Here is an 18199-nt window from a genome sequence, read left to right as displayed (position 1 = left end):
TGTGGTTAGAAGAGAGAAAGACTTAACGGGAAAACAGAAAGCAGCCATCCTCCTGATCTCTCTTGGGCCTGATGTATCCGCATCAGTATACAAGCATTTGTCAGAAGAAGAAATCGAGAAGTTAACGTTAGAGATTTCCGGAGTCAAAAAGGTGGAGACTGAAGCGAAAGAGGATATCTTAGAAGAATTTCACCATATCGCCATCGCTCAAGATTATATCTCCCAGGGCGGGATTGGCTATGCCAAAACAGTATTAGAAAAAGCACTCGGATCAGAACAAGCATTGGCGATCATTAACCGATTAACTTCATCTTTACAAGTAAAGCCTTTTGACTTTGCACGGAGAGCCGATGCTGCTCAAATTCTCAACTTTATACAAAACGAACATCCTCAAACCATTGCATTAATTCTATCTTATCTTGAACCACAGCAAGCAGGTCAAATTCTTTCTGAACTTCCTCAAGAAGTTCAAGCAGATATTGCCAGGAGAATCGCGATCATGGATGGAACTTCTCCGGAAGTGATAAGTGAAGTGGAAGCAATCCTTGAAAGAAAGCTTTCGGCTACTGTGACCCAGGATTATACGCAAACGGGTGGAGTCGAGGCAGTAGTGGAAGTGCTGAATGGGGTAGATCGTTCTACGGAGAAGACCATTCTGGATGCATTGGAAATACAAGATCCTGAATTAGCTGAAGAAATCAAGAAGAGAATGTTTGTGTTTGAAGACATTGTCACCCTTGATGGACGTTCCATTCAACGTGTCATTCGCGATTGTGATAACGAAGATCTGCTCCTGTCCCTCAAAGTATCAAGTGATGAAGTGAAAGAAGTGGTATTTAGAAACATGTCTAATCGCATGGTGGAAACCCTTAAAGAGGAAATGGAATTCATGGGGCCGGTTCGATTACGGGATGTAGAAGAAGCACAGTCACGGATAGTAGCTGTGATAAGAAGGTTAGAGGATTCCGGTGAAATCATCATAGCCCGTGGTGGAGGAGACGATATTATTGTCTAGAATCATTAAATCCTCCATTGCTCGAACCATTGATGAAAACAAAAAACTGATATCCCTTAAAAGGGTTAAAACACTGGAAGACTTCAAGCAACATGAAGCCAACGACTTTGAAAAGACCAGAGCGGCCGAGGGAAATCACATTATCATTGAAGCGAATGAGAAAGCAACTCGAATTATCGAAGAAGCGAAAGAGATGACCCTCCATGCTCAAAGTCAAATTGAACGCGAGAAAGAAAAATGGCTGGTTGAGCGCGAGCAACTCATGCAGGAAGCCTATAATGCCGGATTTCTTCAAGGTGAAGAAGAGGGTAGAAACAAAGGTTATCAAGAATATCAACAGCGATTAATGGAAGCCAATGAAATGACCGAGAGAAATAAGCAGCAGTATCAAGACTATATTCAAAATGCTGAGAAGGTCATTGTCAGCTTAGGGATTACATGTGCTGAGAAAATCATGAATCGAAAACTTCAGGAAGAACCCGATCATTTCTTTTCAATCGTAGAACGGGGATTAAAGGAGGTAAGGGATCTGCCTCATATTCAAATTCATGTTCATCCGTCCAGGCATAAGCTTTTAGTTGAAAACAAAAATGAGCTTGAAGTCATGTTCCCAACGGATGTTCAATGCTTTATTTATGCCAATGATGATCTTGAACCTGAAGAATGTTATATAGAAACCAATCAGGGACGTGTCATTGTGAGTGTGGACTCCCAATTAAGAGAGTTAAAACAGAAGCTTCTTCATTTTCTGGAAGGTGATGTTGAATGAAAGCAGCAGATCTCGTTCACCATATCCCCCAGATTCCAACTTTCAAAAAGTTTGGAAAGGTAAAACGGGTTGTAGGGTTAATGATCGAATCCCAAGGGCCCGAAAGTTCTGTCGGTGAAGTCTGTCACATTCATATTTTCTCCCGGGGCAAACAAAAAGTGATTCTGGCAGAAGTGGTAGGGTTTAATGATGATTTAGTGATCCTCATGCCTTATACCAATATGCAGGATATTTCTCCCGGCAGTTTAGTCGAAGGGACGTCAAAGTCATTAGAAATCAAAATTGGACCATCCTTAATAGGGAAGGTGATTGATTCCCTGGGACATCCACTTGATGGAAGTCACTTGCCGAATGGCTTAAGTACGACATATACAGAGCAAGATCCTCCCAATCCTTTATCCAGACCGCCCATTAACGAAAAAATGGAGGTTGGTGTAAAAGCCATCGACAGCATGCTGACTGTAGGTAAAGGCCAAAGGGTCGGTATATTCGCTGGAAGTGGGGTAGGAAAAAGCACACTGCTTGGAATGATTGCCCGAAACACGAAAGCGGATTTAAATGTAATTGCGTTAATCGGTGAGCGGGGCAGGGAAGTAAGGGAATTTATTGAAAGAGATTTAGGAGAAGAAGGATTAAAGCGAACGATTGTAGTGGCAGCCACGTCTGATCAACCTGCACTAATGAGGATTAAAGGAGCCTTTACGGCTACTGCCATTGCGGAATATTTCCGGGATAAAGGAATGAACGTCATGCTCATGATGGATTCCGCGACACGTGTAGCGATGGCTCAGAGGGAAATCGGATTGGCGGTCGGGGAACCACCGACCACTAAAGGGTACACGCCATCTGTATTTGCTATTTTACCGAAACTATTAGAAAGAACAGGAACTAATGTACTCGGGAGCATTACAGCATTTTACACCGTGTTGGTAGATGGTGATGATTTAAATGAGCCTATTTCTGACACGGTCAGGGGGATACTGGATGGTCATATTGTGCTTGACCGTCAAATCGCAAATAGAGGTCAATATCCGGCTATCAATATTTTGAAAAGTGTGAGCAGGTTAATGAATCATCTGGCATCTAAGGAACATTTACATGCCGCTACGAGAATAAGAGAGTTATTAAGTACTTATATGAACTCTGAGGATCTTATCCAAATTGGTGCTTATAAAAAGGGTACTTCCCGTGAGGTTGATGAAGCCATCCAATACTATCCAGGTATCATCTCCTTCTTGAAACAGGGTGTATACGAACAGGTTTCTCTCCCTGCAAGTGTTGATGAACTTATAAAGCTATCGGAAAAAGGTGGATGAAACGAGTGAGTTATCAATACAGATTTCAACGTATTTTAACGTTAAAGGAAAAAGAAAAAGATGAAGTGCAGGAAATGTACAGGGGTTCCATTGAAAAGTTTGAAAAAGTTGCCGAGAAGCTTTATGAGTTTCTGAAAAAGAAAGAAAATCTCGAACAGTATCAAGAAACCAAGTTGCAAAATGGTTTATCTGTACAACATATTCGTCATCATCAACAGTTCATCACCAATCTTGAAAGAACCATTTCTTATTACCAGGACCTGATGATACAAGCAAGGAACCGGATGAACTGGTGTGAAGAAAAACTTGTAGATATGAATGTAGAAGTAAAGAAATACGAAAAGATGAAGGAGAATGATCTCCATCGCTTTTTGCAAACGAATCAACAAGTGGAAAATAAACAATTAGATGAAGTATCAGTCGTTCAATATATGAAACGGGGAGTTAGGTGATTTCATGGCAAAGGTGATCGAAGAGGAAAACAAAGAGCAGTCCAGTCGTTTCCAAAGAGTTGTGTTTATCATCTTCATTCCTCTCTTGTTTACTATAACCTTCGCTCTCGTAATCATGACAGTTGCAGGAATCAATGTATTTGAAAAAGCGCAATCATTCAGCTCGGATATCCCTTTTCTGGCTAATATCCTTCCTTCAAACGAAGCCCGGGAAGCAGACGAATTACATGAGCGAATGGTCTCTCTTCAAGCTTCAATCGAAGATCAAGAGGCGAAAATTGCTCAGCTTCAAAATGAAGTAGATAAAAAAGACAGTGATAATGAACAACTGCAAGCAACCATACAGCAGCAAAAAGAAGAGCTTGAAGAGTTACGGCAGATTGGTGAAGAAAACAAACGGGCCTTTAAAGAGGTAGTCAATACATTTGAATCCATGTCAGCAAAGAGTGCTGCCCCTGTTCTGATGAAAATGGATGACGATGAGGCAATGAAGATTCTATCAAATATCAAACCTGATACGCTAGCAGATATTTTAGAAAAAATGCCCCCGGAAGATGCCGCCAGATACACGGAGCTGCTCTCGACGGTGGAAAGATAGGCCAGGTCGTGAGAGGAGGTGAAAAAGTGGAAATCGGAATAGGTACTCAAGCTCCCAACTCTCCCATGGGGATGAGAAAGGAATCAACGCTTTCTAAGAAAGAAATGGATGGGTTTTCAAAACTTTTAGGATTTGTATCGAATCATGTGGTTGAAAGGGAAGAAGTAAAACAGCCCGAGACACTATCTCTTCTGGTTAGCCTGCAAGGCATCTTACGCGCAACAGAACTTGATGAAGTTGGACTGTCAAGCGGGCAAATAGAAGACTTATCGCGATTAAAGGAATTTGACTTTGACCAAATCGCTGAAATAGTTGGTGTGGATAAAGAAGCGGTCAAAACACTTTTCTCTGAGCTTCAATCCGCTCTTATTGGCACTGAGCAATCTTCGTCTTCATCAGGTGATAGTGGAGAGGATCTTCATGAAATCCTGCTGGGAACGATGCAGTTGCTGCAATCCGGATTAAAAAATGAGGTGGGGGGCATAAGCGGAAAAGGGCCAGTAGAAGAAGTGACCAGACTTGTAAAAGTCATTGAACTTTTGGCAGCTAACCGTGACTTACTTGTGGTGGAAGCATCCAAAGCGTCCGAGCTGAAAGAGATGATGAAGATGGTTCAAGCGGGTTTAGATCAATCCCTGACCAAGGAGTTTAATCAGGCGAAGGATTGGTCCCGGTTATTAAAAGATGCTTTTCAACGCCAAGCACCTGTGCAAACAACGGAAAAGCAGTCCTCAACAGAAGGGGTCACAGTGGAGAAGAAAAGTATTCAACCGATTCAGGCAAGCAACATACACTTTGTTCTTCCGAAAACAGAATCCGTTTCCATGAGTCTCTCATCAGGAAATCGCTCCGTTCAATATGAACAATTCGTGAAAGAATTTCAGAATATCCTAAGTAAATCCCAAATGCTGTCACAGCCGAACATGAGTAAGCTGTTAATCAAGCTGTATCCAGAACAACTGGGCTCACTAAGGATTGAACTTCTACAACAAAACGGAGTGATGACCGCAAAAATACTAGCTTCAACGGCAACTGCGAAAGAAATGCTCGATTCTCAAATTCAAGGATTAAAGCATGCATTTACATCTCAGAACCTCCAAGTAGAGAAGATTGAAATCTCACAGGCGTTAACAGATGCTGAGCGGCAATCAAAAGGACAGTCACAGCAACAGTCCTCACAGCAGCAAAAGCAGAATCAGTCAGATGGAGGAAGCGGGGAAGAAGAAAGAACTCAATCCTTTAAGGATTATCTCGTAAATACCGAAATATAGGTGATAATATGACGAAAATCGATCCGAGCTTACTATATTCCACCGTCCAAACAAAACAGCGTGAAGGCGGTAAGGATATTATGGGAAAAGATGACTTCCTGAAAATCCTGATGACACAATTACAGAATCAGGACCCATTGAATCCGATGCAGGACAAAGACTTCATCGCACAAATGGCTACCTTTTCATCATTAGAGCAGATGACGAACCTGACGAAAACAATGGAGAAATTTGTGGATAACCAAAGTCAATCACAATTGATCTCATACAATCAGTTTGTTGGCAAACAAGTGACATGGCATAAAATCATAGAATCAGAAGCGGGCGATGCACCCGAAATACAAGAAGGACAGGGATTCGTAAAAGGAGTCCGCTTTAAAGGTGACTCTGTTGAATTCATCATGGAGGACGGAACAATCCTGACTCCCGGGAATATTTCACAAGTGAATACGACGGATACCCCGGAAGCTTCTCTCGTTAATGCATCTTTATTAATAGGAAAGAATGTAACATGGAACAGTGAAGATGGAGAGATGAGCGGAATCGTTCAATCCGTTTCAAAGAAAGATTCACTTATATGGTTTCATACAGAAGCAGGTGACAAAATTTCCAGTGATAAATTAATTAAAATCGAATCTTAGGGAGTGGTTCTATGGAAAAGACATTCTTTCATCGTTCACCACAACCGATTGTACCAAATAAGACGAAAGCTCTAACTAAACCTTCAAGTGCATCATCATTTGCTTCCCAATTAGATAAGGCAATTCAACATGTATCCCATATACAGATCAGCAAACATGCAATGGTAAGGATGGAGCAACGGGGAATCTCTATTTCTCCACAAACTTGGGAGAAGATAGAGGCGAAAATAAACGAAGCAAAATCGAAGGGTGTCGGGGATTCGCTGGTGATTCTGAAAGATGCCGCACTAATTGTTAGTGCAAAAAATAAAACTGTCATAACAGCAATAGATCGTGAGGAAGCAAGTTCTCAAATATTTACAAATATAAATGGAACCATACTAATAGACTCATAGGCTGGACCAAATAGGAAGCCTGTAGCTGTGGAATGACCGAAACAGCTAACACGAAAGGGGAAAAAACAATGCTACGTTCAATGTATTCAGGAATAAGCGGAATGAAAAACTTTCAAACAAAACTCGATGTAATCGGGAATAATATTGCGAATGTTAATACCTTTGGATATAAAAAAGGTAGAGTTACATTTCAAGATATCGTCAGTCAACAGATTTCAGGAGCTAGTGCAGCAACTGCCAATAAAGGTGGAATTAATCCTAAACAAGTTGGATTGGGATCTCAAATCTCATCTATTGATACAATTCATACACAAGGAAGCTTACAAACAACTGGTAGACCATTAGATTTATCATTGTCTGGTGATGGATTTTTTATGGTTCAAGAAGGTACAACCAATCTTTTTACACGTGCAGGAAATATGTATCTTGATAATGAAGGTACACTTGTAAACTCAAACGGGCTTAAATTACAAGGGAAACAAGCAGATGCTGATAACAATGCACTTACAACTGATATTGGAGAAATGAAGATCCCAACAGATGCTCAAAGTTTTAGTATTGGTAGCGATGGCAGAGTTTCATATATAAATAATGTGGGAGATTTAAAACTTGCAGGACAAATTATGATTGCTAAATTTCCTAATCCTGGTGGTCTTCAAAAAGTGGGGGATAATTTATTTCAAGAGACGAATAATTCCGGCTATATAGATCCTGATAATGATGGTACTTTTGCTCCACCTCAACTTAATGAGCCTGGAGAATCGGGATCTGGTTCAATAGTGTCGGGTACTCTCGAAATGTCCAACGTGGACCTATCCGAAGAATTCACTGAAATGATCACGGCTCAGCGTGGTTTCCAGGCAAATACACGTATCATCACAACGTCGGATGAAATCCTGCAAGAGCTTGTAAACTTAAAACGTTAATTCGTTAAAAAGGGAGGAAGGGACTGACATCTAACAGGTTTTACCTTAGGTTGAATCGGGGGATGGATGTCAGTCCTGAAATTTATGATTACGTTAACCAGACTGAATGGAAAGTCATTTACGTTGAATGCTTTATACATAGAAACAGTAGAAGCGTTTCCGGACACTACGATTCTATTAACAAATGGCAGACGATATGTTGTGAAAGAAACGATGGATGAGGTTGACTCCCTTACACTTTCTTTCTTTCAAAAAGCAAATTTACTCAGCATGCCCCATGAGGGAGGGAGTATCAGTTGAAGAATAAAGCCCTGACAATCATGATGATCCTGTTGGTTACGATTACACTTGTCGGTGTGATTGCGTTAGTTGTCATTCTGAAGTTTTCAGGTGATGAAGAAGCGAAAGAGCCTTCCATAGAAGAAGTGATTGAAAACTCGGTGGACATACCCGAGACGACAACCAATTTAATGAGTAATGATTTCATTCGTATTTCCTTTAAGTTTCAAACGGATAGTAAAATAGCAAAAAGTGAGTTGGAAAAGAGAGATTTTCAAGTGAATAACATCATCATAGAAGAGCTTTCAGAATTGAAAGCAGAAGAACTGCAAGGGAAAAAAGGGAAAGAAATGATCGAAACGAAGGTTAAAGACAAGGTAAACTCCCTTATGCAAGAAGGAATGGTAGAAAAAGTCTATATCACCTCTATGATGATTCAATAAGAAAGCTATTATGAGTGTTTGGAGGTGAAGTGGTGGCGAGTGAAATTTTATCTCAAAGTGAAATCGATGCTCTCTTGTCAGCTCTCAATACAGGAGAGATGAGTGCAGATGATTTCAAAAAAGAAGAAGAAGAGAAAAAAGTGAAAGTGTATGATTTTAAGAGAGCTTTACGGTTTTCTAAAGATCAAATCCGAAGTTTAACGAGAATACATGAAAACTTCGCCCGGATCTTGACTACATATTTCTCTGCTCAATTAAGAACTTATGTTCAAATAAATGTTGCTTCTGCTGACCAGATCCCATACGAAGAATTTATCCGTTCCGTTCCGAAAATGACCATCTTAAACGTATATGAATTACCACCATTGGATGGAAGGATCCTTATGGAAATCAACCCCAATATTGCTTATTCGATGATGGATCGGGTGATGGGTGGAAGGGGAGTCAGCGTTAATAAAGTAGAGAATTTAACCGAAATTGAAACGAGAATTATGAGTCAGCTCTTTGAAAAGGCTTTTGAGAATTTAAGGGAAGCCTGGAGCACTGTGGCTGATGTAGATCCGCTTTTTGCGGAATTTGAAGTGAATCCGCAATTTCTTCAGATGGTGTCACCAAATGAAACGGTTGTGGTAATTTCATTAAACACAACGATTGGTGAAACAAGTGGAATGATTAACATCTGCATTCCACACGTTGTACTGGAGCCGATCCTTCCGAAATTATCAGGAAGCTATTGGATGGAAAGCAAACGTAAAGAGAGCAAGCCGGAAGAAACGGCACATCTAGAAAGAAGAATCAAGAAAGCCCAAGTGCCGATAGTAGCTGAATTAGGACGTTCTGATATTTCAATTGAAGAGTTCCTTATGCTGGATATTGGTGATGTAATCGAAATGAACACCCGAATCGATGATCCATTAACGATCAGAGTGGGTGAAATTCCTAAATTTACAGCTCAGCCAGGGAAGTCAAATAAGAAACTGGCCGTACAAATTTTAGATTCGTTGAAGGGGGGAGACGACGATGATGAGTGATGATATGTTATCACAAGATGAAATTGATGCGTTGCTTCGTGGGTCTGCAGAGCCTGAAGAGGAAACAGAAGAGCGCAAAGAGATAAACAGCAATGATTACATTAGTTCTATGGAAGAGGATGCTCTAGGTGAAATCGGGAACATCTCCTTTGGGAGTTCGGCAACGGCTTTATCCACGTTGCTCAATCAGAAGGTTGAGATCACGACCCCTAAAGTAACGATCATTGATAAAAATTATTTAGAAGAGGAATTTCCTCATCCGTATGTCGCCATTCAAGTTCAATATACTGAAGGATTTTCAGGAGTGAACCTGCTGGTGATCAAACAATCAGATGCATCCATCATCGCTGACTTGATGCTTGGTGGAGATGGAAGGAACCCATCCGGTGATTTGGGGGAAATCCAGCTTAGTGCGGTTCAAGAGGCAATGAATCAAATGATGGGTTCTGCTGCAACTTCCATGTCTACGGTTTTCAGTAAGAAAGTGGATATTTCACCACCTTCCATCGATTTGATGTACATACCTCAAGGAAAGGGAGAAGAAAACCTTCCTGATCAAGATCTATTAGTAAAAGTATCATTTTCATTGAAAATCGGAGATCTCATTGATTCGAGCATCATGCAGCTCCTGCCCTTAAGTTTTGCGAAGAGTCTGGTGGATGAATTAATGAATGGTGGAGCTACTGACGAAGTTGCAACAACGGTTACACCGACCGTGGAACCTCCTGCTGCTCCACAAGCAGAGCCGAATAGCGGTGTGTATGAGGAATCTGTCCGTGTTTCCCATCCGCACGCGTCTCCTCAGCATTTGGGGGGGCAAGGGGTGCATGGAGAAACCGTAAATGTACAACCGGCTACATTTAGTCATTTTGAACCGACAACACTGGGACAACAGGAAACAAAAAATTTGAATATGCTACTAGACATTCCCTTGCAGGTTACGGTAGAGCTCGGAAGGACGAACCGATCAGTCAGGGACATACTCGAGTTATCGTCCGGTTCCATAATAGAGCTTGATAAATTAGCGGGAGAACCGGTTGATATCCTTGTAAACAGTCAATTGATGGCTAAAGGGGAAGTAGTAGTGATAGATGAGAACTTTGGTGTCAGAATTACGGACATTGTAAGTCAAAGTGATCGTATTAAAAAACTTAAATAACATAGACGATGATGGAGGATGACGATAATGGCTAATAAAATTCTAATTGTAGATGATGCGGCTTTTATGAGAATGATGATTAAAGATATTTTGACGAAAAATGGGTTTGATGTAGTAGGAGAGGCAGCCGATGGAAGTCAAGCTGTTGATAAATACAAGGAACTGAAACCTGACCTTGTCACCATGGATATTACGATGCCGGAAAAAGACGGTATTGCAGCTCTGAAGGAAATCAAAGCAGTCGACGCCGGTGCGAAAATCATAATGTGCTCTGCAATGGGTCAACAAGCAATGGTGATTGATGCCATACAAGCGGGTGCAAAGGATTTTATCGTTAAACCATTCCAGGCCGATCGTGTAATCGAAGCCATTCAGAAAGCTCTAAGCTAAAAGATTAGTAAGAAGGTGCATGTATTGAAGAAGATTCGAATTCTAGTGAGTCTTTTTGTTTTTATCATTACTGCAAATGCTGTGAATGTAACAGCATTTGCAGAGGTGAATAATGTCAAGGACTGCATAGAACATCAAGAGAAATGCAATGAGCAGCAAAATAATGAGGCTGACACCTCAGGCGCAGCTACCTCGGTTACTTTTTTGGATTATTTTAAAATGATCGTTGCTCTTATCTTTGTAGTTGCTCTCATATATTTTTTGTTGAAATTCATCAATCAAAAAGGAAGATCCTTTCAACAAACGAAAATAATCAATCATTTAGGTGGAACGCCCCTCGGGGGGAATCGTTCTGTCCAAATTGTTAAGGTAGGCAAACAAGTACTGGTACTTGGTGTAGGAGAAGATATTCAGCTATTGAAAGAGATTCAGGATGAAAAAGAAAAAGAAGATATACTATCCTTTTATCAGGACGCTCAATATCCTGATGCCAAAACAGCCGTTTCCAGTTGGTTAACAAAGGTAAAAGGTCCTTCTCAACCCTCTGACACAAGCTCATTTCAATCACAATTGAAATCACAATTGGAGGAAATGAAAAAGGGAAGAAAAAAGATGTTCAAGGATCTAAAAAAAGAGGAGAATCATTCCGATGAATGAATTCATGGAGTTTTTTAATAGTAGTTCTGCAGATAATGTATCGACAAGTGTTAAGCTGCTATTACTATTTACCGTCCTTTCACTGGCACCCAGTATTCTGATTTTAATGACATCTTTTACCCGGATCATGATTGTCCTGTCTTTTGTCAGGACTTCTCTTGCCACACAACAAATGCCGCCGAATCAGGTATTGATTGGAATTTCTTTATTTCTTACATTTTTTATCATGGCTCCAACTTTCCAAGAGGTAAACGATGAAGCATTGACCCCTCTTTTTAATGAAGAGATAAATCTTGAAGAAGCTTACGACAAGGCTTCGATCCCGTTTAAAGAATTTATGAGTAAGCAAACAAGACAAAAGGATTTAGAGTTGTTCTTACAATATTCCGGGGCTGAACGACCCGAATCTGTGGAAGACATTCCTCTTGCATCCTTGGTACCGGCATTCGCGTTAAGTGAAATTAAGACGGCTTTTCAAATAGGATTTATGATTTTTATTCCTTTCTTAGTCATCGACATGGTGGTAGCGAGTGTCTTGATGTCCATGGGGATGATGATGCTCCCTCCTGTTATGATTTCATTGCCTTTCAAGATTTTACTGTTTGTGTTAGTGGATGGCTGGTATTTAGTCATAAAATCTCTTTTACAAAGTTTTTAAGTAGGTGAGTTTCAATGAATGCTGAATCTGTTATCGCGATCGCGGAGCGTGGAATATATGTAACCCTCATCGTTTCCGCTCCATTACTGCTGTTAGCCCTTATAGTAGGGTTGATCGTCAGTATATTTCAAGCAACAACACAAATACAGGAACAAACTCTTGCGTTTATTCCTAAAATCGTGGCGGTCTTGGTCGGGATTGTTTTCTTTGGACCTTGGATGTTAACGAAGCTTGTGACGTATACCTCACAGATCTTCTCAGATTTAACAAGGTTCGTAGGGTAAGAGAATGGAAGAGCTTGTACCCATTCTATCGGTTTATTTACTAGTGTTTGTTAGGGTTTCGGCTTTTTTTGTTACGATGCCCCTGTTTTCATACCGTAACATACCTGCACAACATCGGGTCGCTTTCTCGTTTGTTCTCTCCTGGATCATGTATTATACGATGGAATCCACGGCATTTGAAATCAACGGCCACTATTTTTTATTGATCATGAAAGAAGCCATGATCGGACTTCTCATCGGTTTTGTTGCCTATATGATTGTGACGGCCATCCAGATAGCCGGAGGGTTTATAGACTTTCAAATGGGGTTTGCCATTGCCAATGTGATCGATCCCCAAACAGGAGCACAAAGCCCTTTGATGGGTCAATATCTATATACATTTGCGCTTCTTTTATTGCTTGCTCTTGATGGTCATCACCTGCTCCTGGATGGGATTTTTTATAGTTATCAGCTGATCCCGATCGATAGCCCGTGGATACCTTTTGGGGATGAGAGATTAATTGACTATGTTATGACATCTTTTAACTCAATGTTCATCATTGCTTTTCAAATGTCGATTCCTGTTGTCGCAACGCTGTTCCTTGTAGATGTGGCCTTGGGGATTGTGGCTCGTACTGTACCGCAGTTAAACGTCTTCGTCGTAGGGTTTCCTATCAAGATTGCCGTTGCATTTATCGTGCTGTTCATTGTAATGGGAGTGATGTTTGCTGTCATGCAGCAGCTTTTTGAAATGATGTTCGTGACCATGAGAGATTTAATGAAAATTATTGGAGGCACATAATTTGAAGTGGCTATCATTAGACCTACAGTTTTTCAGTGGGGAAAAGACGGAGAAAGCGACACCGAAAAAAAGGGATGACGCGCGGAAAAAAGGACAAACAGCAAAAAGCCAGGATGTGAATACAGCCATCATCCTTCTTGCCGTTTTTTTATTCCTTACGTTCAGTGCTTCCTATATTGGGAATATTGTGTTCGATCTCTTTAATCAAACCTTTCAGGAATACATGCTGATGGAACTGACAGAGAATACAGTTCAAGTCATAACCATGGATATTATGAAAGAACTTGCATTGCTTCTCGGTCCGATTATGTTAGTGGCCTTACTTGCCGGGTTGGTTTCGAATTATATACAAGTAGGGGTCATGTTTACGACTAAACCGCTTGAGCCGAAGCTTGAAAAGATTGATCCTATTAAAGGGTTTAAGCGTATCTTCTCTTTAAGAGCAATCGTTGAACTATTAAAATCCATTCTGAAAATTTCCTTCGTAGGTGCGATCACGTTTGTCATTCTCTGGAAGAATATTGATCAAGTGTTGAGCTTATCGTTTAAATCAGTGGGGGATTCATTAGCGACGATGGCGAGCTTGACTGTACAAATGGGAATCGCTGCTTCACTGGCGCTACTATTCTTATCACTATTCGATTTTCTTTATCAGAAATATGATTTCGAAAAAAATATTCGAATGTCAAAGCAGGATCTAAAAGATGAACATAAAAACATCGAGGGTGATCCGCTGATTAAATCCAAAATTAAGCAGAGACAGCGTGAAATGGCCATGAGACGCATGATGCAGGAAGTTCCGGAAGCGGATGTGGTGATTACAAACCCTACTCACTTTGCCATTGCACTTAAATACGATGAGAATAAAATGGATGCGCCTTATGTAGTGGCGAAAGGCGTTGATTATCTAGCACAGAAGATTAAATATATCGCCAATGAAAACGACGTGGTGATGGTGGAAAATCGTCCTTTAGCCCGGTCCCTATATGACTCGGCTGAAATAGGCGATGCCGTTCCGGAAGAATTTTTCAAAGCAGTTGCAGAAATTTTAGCTTATGTTTACCGAATAAAAAATCAAATGTAAGCAGTTAGGAGAGAAACAATGTCAGCAAGAGATTTATCCGTACTAGCCAGTGTCATATTAATCGTTGCCATGCTTATCATCCCGTTCCCATCCTGGTTATTAAGCTTATTGATCATCGTTAATATTTCACTTGCACTCCTTGTACTCCTAACCACGATGAATATGAATGAACCATTGCAGTTTTCTATATTTCCTTCCCTATTATTATTGTTAACACTTTTTCGATTAGGTCTAAATGTTTCCACAACGAGATCGATCCTTAGTAAAGGTGAAGCAGGGGACGTTGTGGAAACCTTTGGAACATTCGTTGTAGGAGGTAATATTCTCGTCGGTCTCGTAGTATTCATCATCCTCATCGTGATCCAATTTATTGTCATAACAAAAGGGTCTGAGCGTGTGTCAGAGGTTGCGGCAAGATTTACACTTGACGCGATGCCCGGTAAGCAGATGAGTATAGATGCCGATTTGAATGCCGGGATGATTTCAGAGCATGATGCCAGAAATCGCCGGGAAAAAGTAGGTCGGGAAGCAGATTTCTATGGTGCCATGGACGGGGCATCTAAGTTTGTTAAGGGAGATGCCATAGCCGGAATTGTCATTGTCATGATTAATTTAATCTTCGGTATTATTATCGGCATGACACAGCAAGGGCTGCCTATCGCCGAAGCGGCAACCCGTTATTCCTTACTTACAGTCGGAGACGGAATCGTCAGCCAGATTCCTGCCCTATTGATTTCAACAGCCACGGGCATCGTGGTAACCAGAGCCGCATCTGAAGGGAATCTGGGACAGGATATCATGAATCAGTTACTGGCTTATCCTGCGATGCTGTATGTAGCTGCCTTCACGATCTTCATGCTGGGTGTGGCAACTCCTATTAATGATATCTTAACTATTCCAGTGGCAGCCCTTATGGGGATAGGAGCCTTCATGCTTTCACGATCACCTAAGGAAACTGAATCTGACATGATGGAAATGGAAGAAGAAGTAGAGCAGGACGAAATGAAAAGTCCGGAGAGCGTCGTGAACTTACTGAATGTCGATCCCATTGAATTTGAGTTCGGATATGGTCTGATTCCCCTTGCCGATACGAATCAGGGAGGAGATCTCCTTGACCGGATTGTAATGATACGACGTCAATTAGCGATAGAGCTGGGGCTGGTCATACCTGTAGTGAGGATCCGGGACAATATACAACTTCAACCGAATGAATACCGATTGAAAATTAAAGGCAATGAGATGGCCCGTGGAGAGCTTTTGCTTGATCATTATTTAGCCATGAGTCCAGGTGTGGAGGATGATTCCATTGAGGGAATTGATACAATCGAGCCATCATTCGGTCTTCCGGCTAAATGGATTTCAGAAGAAATGAAAGAGCAGGCAGAAATATTCGGATATACGGTTGTGGATCCGCCGTCAGTGGTGTCAACCCACATAACCGAAATGATTAAAACAAATGCTCATGAGCTACTGGGCAGGCAGGAGACGAAACAGCTCATTGATCACCTGCAGGAATCCTACCCGATATTAGTGGAAGAAGTGACACCGAATCCTTTAACAGTAGGTGAAGTACAAAAAGTATTAGCCAAGTTGTTAAAGGAAAATGTGTCTATCAGAAACTTGCCGATTATTTTTGAAACACTTGCTGACTATGCCAAAATGAGTTCAGATACAGATCTTTTAGCTGAATATGTCAGGCAATCATTGGCTAGACAAATTACCAGTCAATATGTTCAAGGAGATGCTTCCTTAAAGGTTGTGACTATGGCAGGAAAGGTTGAAAAATTGATTGCCGACGCCATTCAACAAACGGAACATGGAAATTATTTATCCATGGATCCAAATGATTCTCAAGGAATCCTGGAGGCAGTCGCATCTCAAGTGGAACAGTTGTCCCTTATGGAGGAGTCACCGATTATTCTGTGTTCCCCTGCTGTGAGAATGTACGTAAGACAATTAACAGAAAGATATTTTCCACAAGTACCGATCATTTCATATAACGAATTGGAAGCAAATGTAGAAGTACAAAGTTTAGGGGTGGTGAATCTCGGATGAAAGTAAAGAAATATGCAGCACCTTCCATGAATGAGGCAATGAAAAAGGTCAGAGCTGAATTAGGGGATGATGCCGTCATACTAAACTCTAAAGTAGCATATACGGGTGGTTTCATGGGGTTATTCAAAAAGAAAATGATTGAAGTCATTGCAGCCATTGATCCAGAGGTTGAAAGTGAAAAGATAGAGATGAGTAGAATGAAAGCGAAATCTGCACCAATCCCTCATCCTTCTCCACCCGAAAAAAAATACGAAGTTCCTGATAAATCGGTAGAGTCAGAATTAAAAGAACTAAAACAAATGATTTCTACTATTAAATCAAAAAATCAATTCGAGAAATTCGCTGACGATGTTCAAGAAATCTTGCTATTTCTCAAAAATCATGACATTAGTGATACTACTCTCTTCCGGTTGGGGGACTATCTGGAAGAGAGAATCAAGAGTGGATTTCTTCCAGGGAACAATCGAAATGAATGGGCCAAACAGGAAGTCAAACATTTTCTGGATGGTCTTCTGAAAGGAATCGCTTTGGGTGGTATGAGTTACAAGAAGAAATACATTAACGTGATAGGTCCAACGGGTGTGGGGAAAACAACTACTCTAGCGAAAATGGCGGCTGAAGCAGTCATAGAGAAACGGATGAAAATAGCTTTCATCACGACGGATACGTATCGTATTGCAGCGATCGAGCAACTAAAGACATATGCAGGTTTGTTGAATGTTCCAGTAGAAGTAGTCTATAAAATAGAAGATTTTAAAAAAGCAATCGATAAATTCCAGGACTACGACCATGTTTTCATTGATACTGCAGGCAGGAATTTCAGAGAAAAGAAATATGTAGAGGATTTGCGGGGTATTATTGACTTTGACCACCAGATGGAGACGTTTCTGGTTCTATCCCTGACGAGTAAGGAGAGGGATATGGAGGAAATCATTTCACAGTTTTCTTCTATTGACATTGATCGGTTCATTTTCACGAAACTAGATGAAACATCCAGTTACGGTTCTATGATCAATATGATGACAGAGGTGAAAATCGGTGCATCTTATGTAACGATCGGTCAGGATGTACCGGAGGATATTACCGAGGTGAATGTGGAAGAAATAGGTCATTTACTAATGAAAGGATTTCGATATGAGAGATCAAGCATATAACCTAAGGCGGAAAATGGTCAATGGCGACTCTTCCCCCGCTAAAACGATTGCAATAGTAAGCGGAAAGGGTGGTGTTGGAAAATCGAATATCTCCACTAACCTTTCTGTTTTGCTTGGTAAAGAAAATAAGAAAGTATTATTAGTTGACCTGGATATCGGCATGGGAAATATTCATATTTTACTAGGAAGTCATCATTCTTACTCAATCATGGATTATATTGAGGAAAAAGAACTAGATATCGACACAATTATATGTGAAAATGTTCATGGTATCTCTTACATAAGTGGGGGGAATGGTCTTAAGAATATCGTGGAGTGGCAAGAGAAGCAGATAGAACGGTTCTTTGAAGTGATGGAACATATAGTTCAAAAGTATGATTACATTCTTTTTGATATGGGTGCAGGAGCTACGAAAGAAACATTGGAATTTCTCTTGGCGATGGATGAAATCATTGTTGTCACGACGCCTGAACCTACCTCGATTACAGATGCTTACTCCATGATCAAATATATTTATATGAGGGATCAAGAGAAACCGTTCTATCTAATATGTAATCGTGCTGAATTCAAGAAGGAAGGTCTTGAAACGATTACGAGATTACAAGAAACGGTGAGGAAATTCCTTCATAAGGAGATCGTTTCTTTAGGGGTCTTACCTGAAGATTCAACGGTCAGGAAGGCGGTCATTCATCAAAGGCCCATAGTCGTCGGATACCCTGCTTCAGCCATGACCTTAAGTCTTCGTACGATGTTGCATCAAATTGTCGGGGGACCTTTTCGACCAGTGAGTAATGAGACAGGTTTTTTAAAGAGTATGAGAAATTTATTTTTTGGGAGGTAA

The 18199-nt window shown here is 40.8% G+C and carries 22 protein-coding genes; all 22 read left to right on the top strand.

Annotated features, from left to right (window positions below):
* Position 1: 1 nt before the first annotated feature.
* Positions 2-1015 carry a flagellar motor switch protein FliG gene (gene fliG, locus DET59_RS03510; protein ID WP_113968224.1) on the top strand — a complete coding sequence of 338 codons (1014 nt, stop codon included), beginning with the start codon at positions 2-4 and terminating at the stop codon, positions 1013-1015.
* Positions 1008-1784 carry a flagellar assembly protein FliH gene (gene fliH, locus DET59_RS03505; RefSeq protein WP_181778043.1) on the top strand — a complete coding sequence of 259 codons (777 nt, stop codon included), beginning with the start codon at positions 1008-1010 and terminating at the stop codon, positions 1782-1784. Before fliG ends, fliH begins: the two co-directional genes overlap by 8 nt.
* Positions 1781-3100 (top strand): flagellar protein export ATPase FliI, encoded by a 1320-nt coding sequence (gene fliI / locus DET59_RS03500; RefSeq protein ID WP_113968222.1) that lies wholly within the window; start codon positions 1781-1783, stop codon positions 3098-3100. Before fliH ends, fliI begins: the two co-directional genes overlap by 4 nt.
* Before the next feature lie 5 nt (positions 3101-3105).
* Positions 3106-3552 carry a flagellar export protein FliJ gene (fliJ, locus tag DET59_RS03495; protein ID WP_113968221.1) on the top strand — a complete coding sequence of 149 codons (447 nt, stop codon included), beginning with the start codon at positions 3106-3108 and terminating at the stop codon, positions 3550-3552.
* A 4-nt stretch (positions 3553-3556) separates the two neighbouring features.
* The gene (locus DET59_RS03490) at positions 3557-4150 is read left to right on the top strand and encodes a MotE family protein (protein WP_113968220.1); all 594 of its coding nucleotides are present in this window, start codon (positions 3557-3559) and stop codon (positions 4148-4150) included.
* Positions 4151-4176: 26 nt separating this feature from the next.
* Positions 4177-5421, top strand: coding sequence for a flagellar hook-length control protein FliK (locus tag DET59_RS03485; RefSeq protein ID WP_113968219.1), 1245 nt, complete (start codon positions 4177-4179; stop codon positions 5419-5421).
* An 8-nt stretch (positions 5422-5429) separates the two neighbouring features.
* Positions 5430-6062, top strand: coding sequence for a flagellar hook assembly protein FlgD (gene flgD / locus DET59_RS03480; protein ID WP_113968218.1), 633 nt, complete (start codon positions 5430-5432; stop codon positions 6060-6062).
* 11 nt (positions 6063-6073) lie between these two features.
* Complete coding sequence (locus tag DET59_RS03475; protein WP_113968217.1) at positions 6074-6457, top strand: TIGR02530 family flagellar biosynthesis protein; 384 nt, start codon at positions 6074-6076, stop codon at positions 6455-6457.
* Positions 6458-6525: 68 nt separating this feature from the next.
* Positions 6526-7383 (top strand): flagellar basal body rod protein FlgG, encoded by an 858-nt coding sequence (flgG, locus tag DET59_RS03470; RefSeq protein ID WP_113968463.1) that lies wholly within the window; start codon positions 6526-6528, stop codon positions 7381-7383.
* An 84-nt stretch (positions 7384-7467) separates the two neighbouring features.
* Positions 7468-7683 (top strand): flagellar FlbD family protein, encoded by a 216-nt coding sequence (locus tag DET59_RS03465; RefSeq protein WP_113968462.1) that lies wholly within the window; start codon positions 7468-7470, stop codon positions 7681-7683.
* Entirely contained in the window at positions 7680-8105 is a 426-nt protein-coding gene (gene fliL / locus DET59_RS03460) for a flagellar basal body-associated protein FliL (protein WP_113968216.1), read from the top strand. The genes DET59_RS03465 and fliL overlap by 4 nt, the downstream gene beginning before the upstream one ends.
* 32 nt (positions 8106-8137) lie before the next feature.
* A complete protein-coding gene (fliM, locus tag DET59_RS03455; RefSeq protein ID WP_113968215.1) occupies positions 8138-9136 on the top strand; it encodes a flagellar motor switch protein FliM in 999 nt (332 codons plus the stop codon).
* Positions 9126-10295: a flagellar motor switch phosphatase FliY gene (fliY, locus tag DET59_RS03450; protein WP_113968214.1), complete on the top strand. Its 1170-nt coding sequence runs from the start codon at positions 9126-9128 to the stop codon at positions 10293-10295. Before fliM ends, fliY begins: the two co-directional genes overlap by 11 nt.
* A 27-nt stretch (positions 10296-10322) precedes the next feature.
* Positions 10323-10685: a response regulator gene (locus DET59_RS03445; protein WP_113968213.1), complete on the top strand. Its 363-nt coding sequence runs from the start codon at positions 10323-10325 to the stop codon at positions 10683-10685.
* Between the two features lie 24 nt (positions 10686-10709).
* Complete coding sequence (locus DET59_RS03440) at positions 10710-11342, top strand: flagellar biosynthetic protein FliO (protein WP_113968212.1); 633 nt, start codon at positions 10710-10712, stop codon at positions 11340-11342.
* Complete coding sequence (gene fliP, locus DET59_RS03435; RefSeq protein ID WP_113968211.1) at positions 11335-12000, top strand: flagellar type III secretion system pore protein FliP; 666 nt, start codon at positions 11335-11337, stop codon at positions 11998-12000. The genes DET59_RS03440 and fliP overlap by 8 nt, the downstream gene beginning before the upstream one ends.
* Positions 12001-12014: 14 nt before the next feature.
* On the top strand, positions 12015-12284 hold the full coding sequence (fliQ, locus tag DET59_RS03430; RefSeq protein ID WP_113968210.1) for a flagellar biosynthesis protein FliQ: 270 nt from the start codon (positions 12015-12017) through the stop codon (positions 12282-12284).
* Between the two features lie 4 nt (positions 12285-12288).
* Positions 12289-13065: a flagellar biosynthetic protein FliR gene (gene fliR / locus DET59_RS03425; protein ID WP_113968209.1), complete on the top strand. Its 777-nt coding sequence runs from the start codon at positions 12289-12291 to the stop codon at positions 13063-13065.
* A 1-nt stretch (position 13066) separates the two neighbouring features.
* A complete protein-coding gene (gene flhB, locus DET59_RS03420; protein ID WP_113968208.1) occupies positions 13067-14149 on the top strand; it encodes a flagellar biosynthesis protein FlhB in 1083 nt (360 codons plus the stop codon).
* 18 nt (positions 14150-14167) lie between these two features.
* Positions 14168-16204: a flagellar biosynthesis protein FlhA gene (gene flhA / locus DET59_RS03415; RefSeq protein WP_113968207.1), complete on the top strand. Its 2037-nt coding sequence runs from the start codon at positions 14168-14170 to the stop codon at positions 16202-16204.
* Positions 16201-17358, top strand: a complete 1158-nt coding sequence (flhF, locus tag DET59_RS03410) for a flagellar biosynthesis GTPase FlhF (protein ID WP_113968206.1) — start codon at positions 16201-16203, stop codon at positions 17356-17358. The genes flhA and flhF overlap by 4 nt, the downstream gene beginning before the upstream one ends.
* Complete coding sequence (locus tag DET59_RS03405; RefSeq protein WP_113968205.1) at positions 17339-18199, top strand: MinD/ParA family protein; 861 nt, start codon at positions 17339-17341, stop codon at positions 18197-18199. The genes flhF and DET59_RS03405 overlap by 20 nt, the downstream gene beginning before the upstream one ends.

The organism is Rossellomorea aquimaris (assembly GCF_003315075.1).
GTDB classification, from domain to species: Bacteria; Bacillota; Bacilli; order Bacillales; family Bacillaceae_B; genus Rossellomorea; species Rossellomorea aquimaris_C.
Note: the sequence above shows the minus strand (reverse complement) of the source record. Positions and strands in the feature narration are given on the sequence as shown.

Coding starts and splice junctions, on each gene's coding strand:
- fliI (WP_113968222.1), top strand. CDS start 1,781: ATGAAAGCAGCAGATCTCGTTCACCATATCCCCCAGATTCCAACTTTC.
- DET59_RS03490 (WP_113968220.1), top strand. CDS start 3,557: ATGGCAAAGGTGATCGAAGAGGAAAACAAAGAGCAGTCCAGTCGTTTC.
- flgD (WP_113968218.1), top strand. CDS start 5,430: ATGACGAAAATCGATCCGAGCTTACTATATTCCACCGTCCAAACAAAA.
- DET59_RS03475 (WP_113968217.1), top strand. CDS start 6,074: ATGGAAAAGACATTCTTTCATCGTTCACCACAACCGATTGTACCAAAT.
- flgG (WP_113968463.1), top strand. CDS start 6,526: ATGCTACGTTCAATGTATTCAGGAATAAGCGGAATGAAAAACTTTCAA.
- DET59_RS03465 (WP_113968462.1), top strand. CDS start 7,468: ATGATTACGTTAACCAGACTGAATGGAAAGTCATTTACGTTGAATGCT.
- fliY (WP_113968214.1), top strand. CDS start 9,126: ATGATGAGTGATGATATGTTATCACAAGATGAAATTGATGCGTTGCTT.
- DET59_RS03445 (WP_113968213.1), top strand. CDS start 10,323: ATGGCTAATAAAATTCTAATTGTAGATGATGCGGCTTTTATGAGAATG.
- fliP (WP_113968211.1), top strand. CDS start 11,335: ATGAATGAATTCATGGAGTTTTTTAATAGTAGTTCTGCAGATAATGTA.
- fliQ (WP_113968210.1), top strand. CDS start 12,015: ATGAATGCTGAATCTGTTATCGCGATCGCGGAGCGTGGAATATATGTA.
- fliR (WP_113968209.1), top strand. CDS start 12,289: ATGGAAGAGCTTGTACCCATTCTATCGGTTTATTTACTAGTGTTTGTT.
- flhA (WP_113968207.1), top strand. CDS start 14,168: ATGTCAGCAAGAGATTTATCCGTACTAGCCAGTGTCATATTAATCGTT.
- flhF (WP_113968206.1), top strand. CDS start 16,201: ATGAAAGTAAAGAAATATGCAGCACCTTCCATGAATGAGGCAATGAAA.
- DET59_RS03405 (WP_113968205.1), top strand. CDS start 17,339: ATGAGAGATCAAGCATATAACCTAAGGCGGAAAATGGTCAATGGCGAC.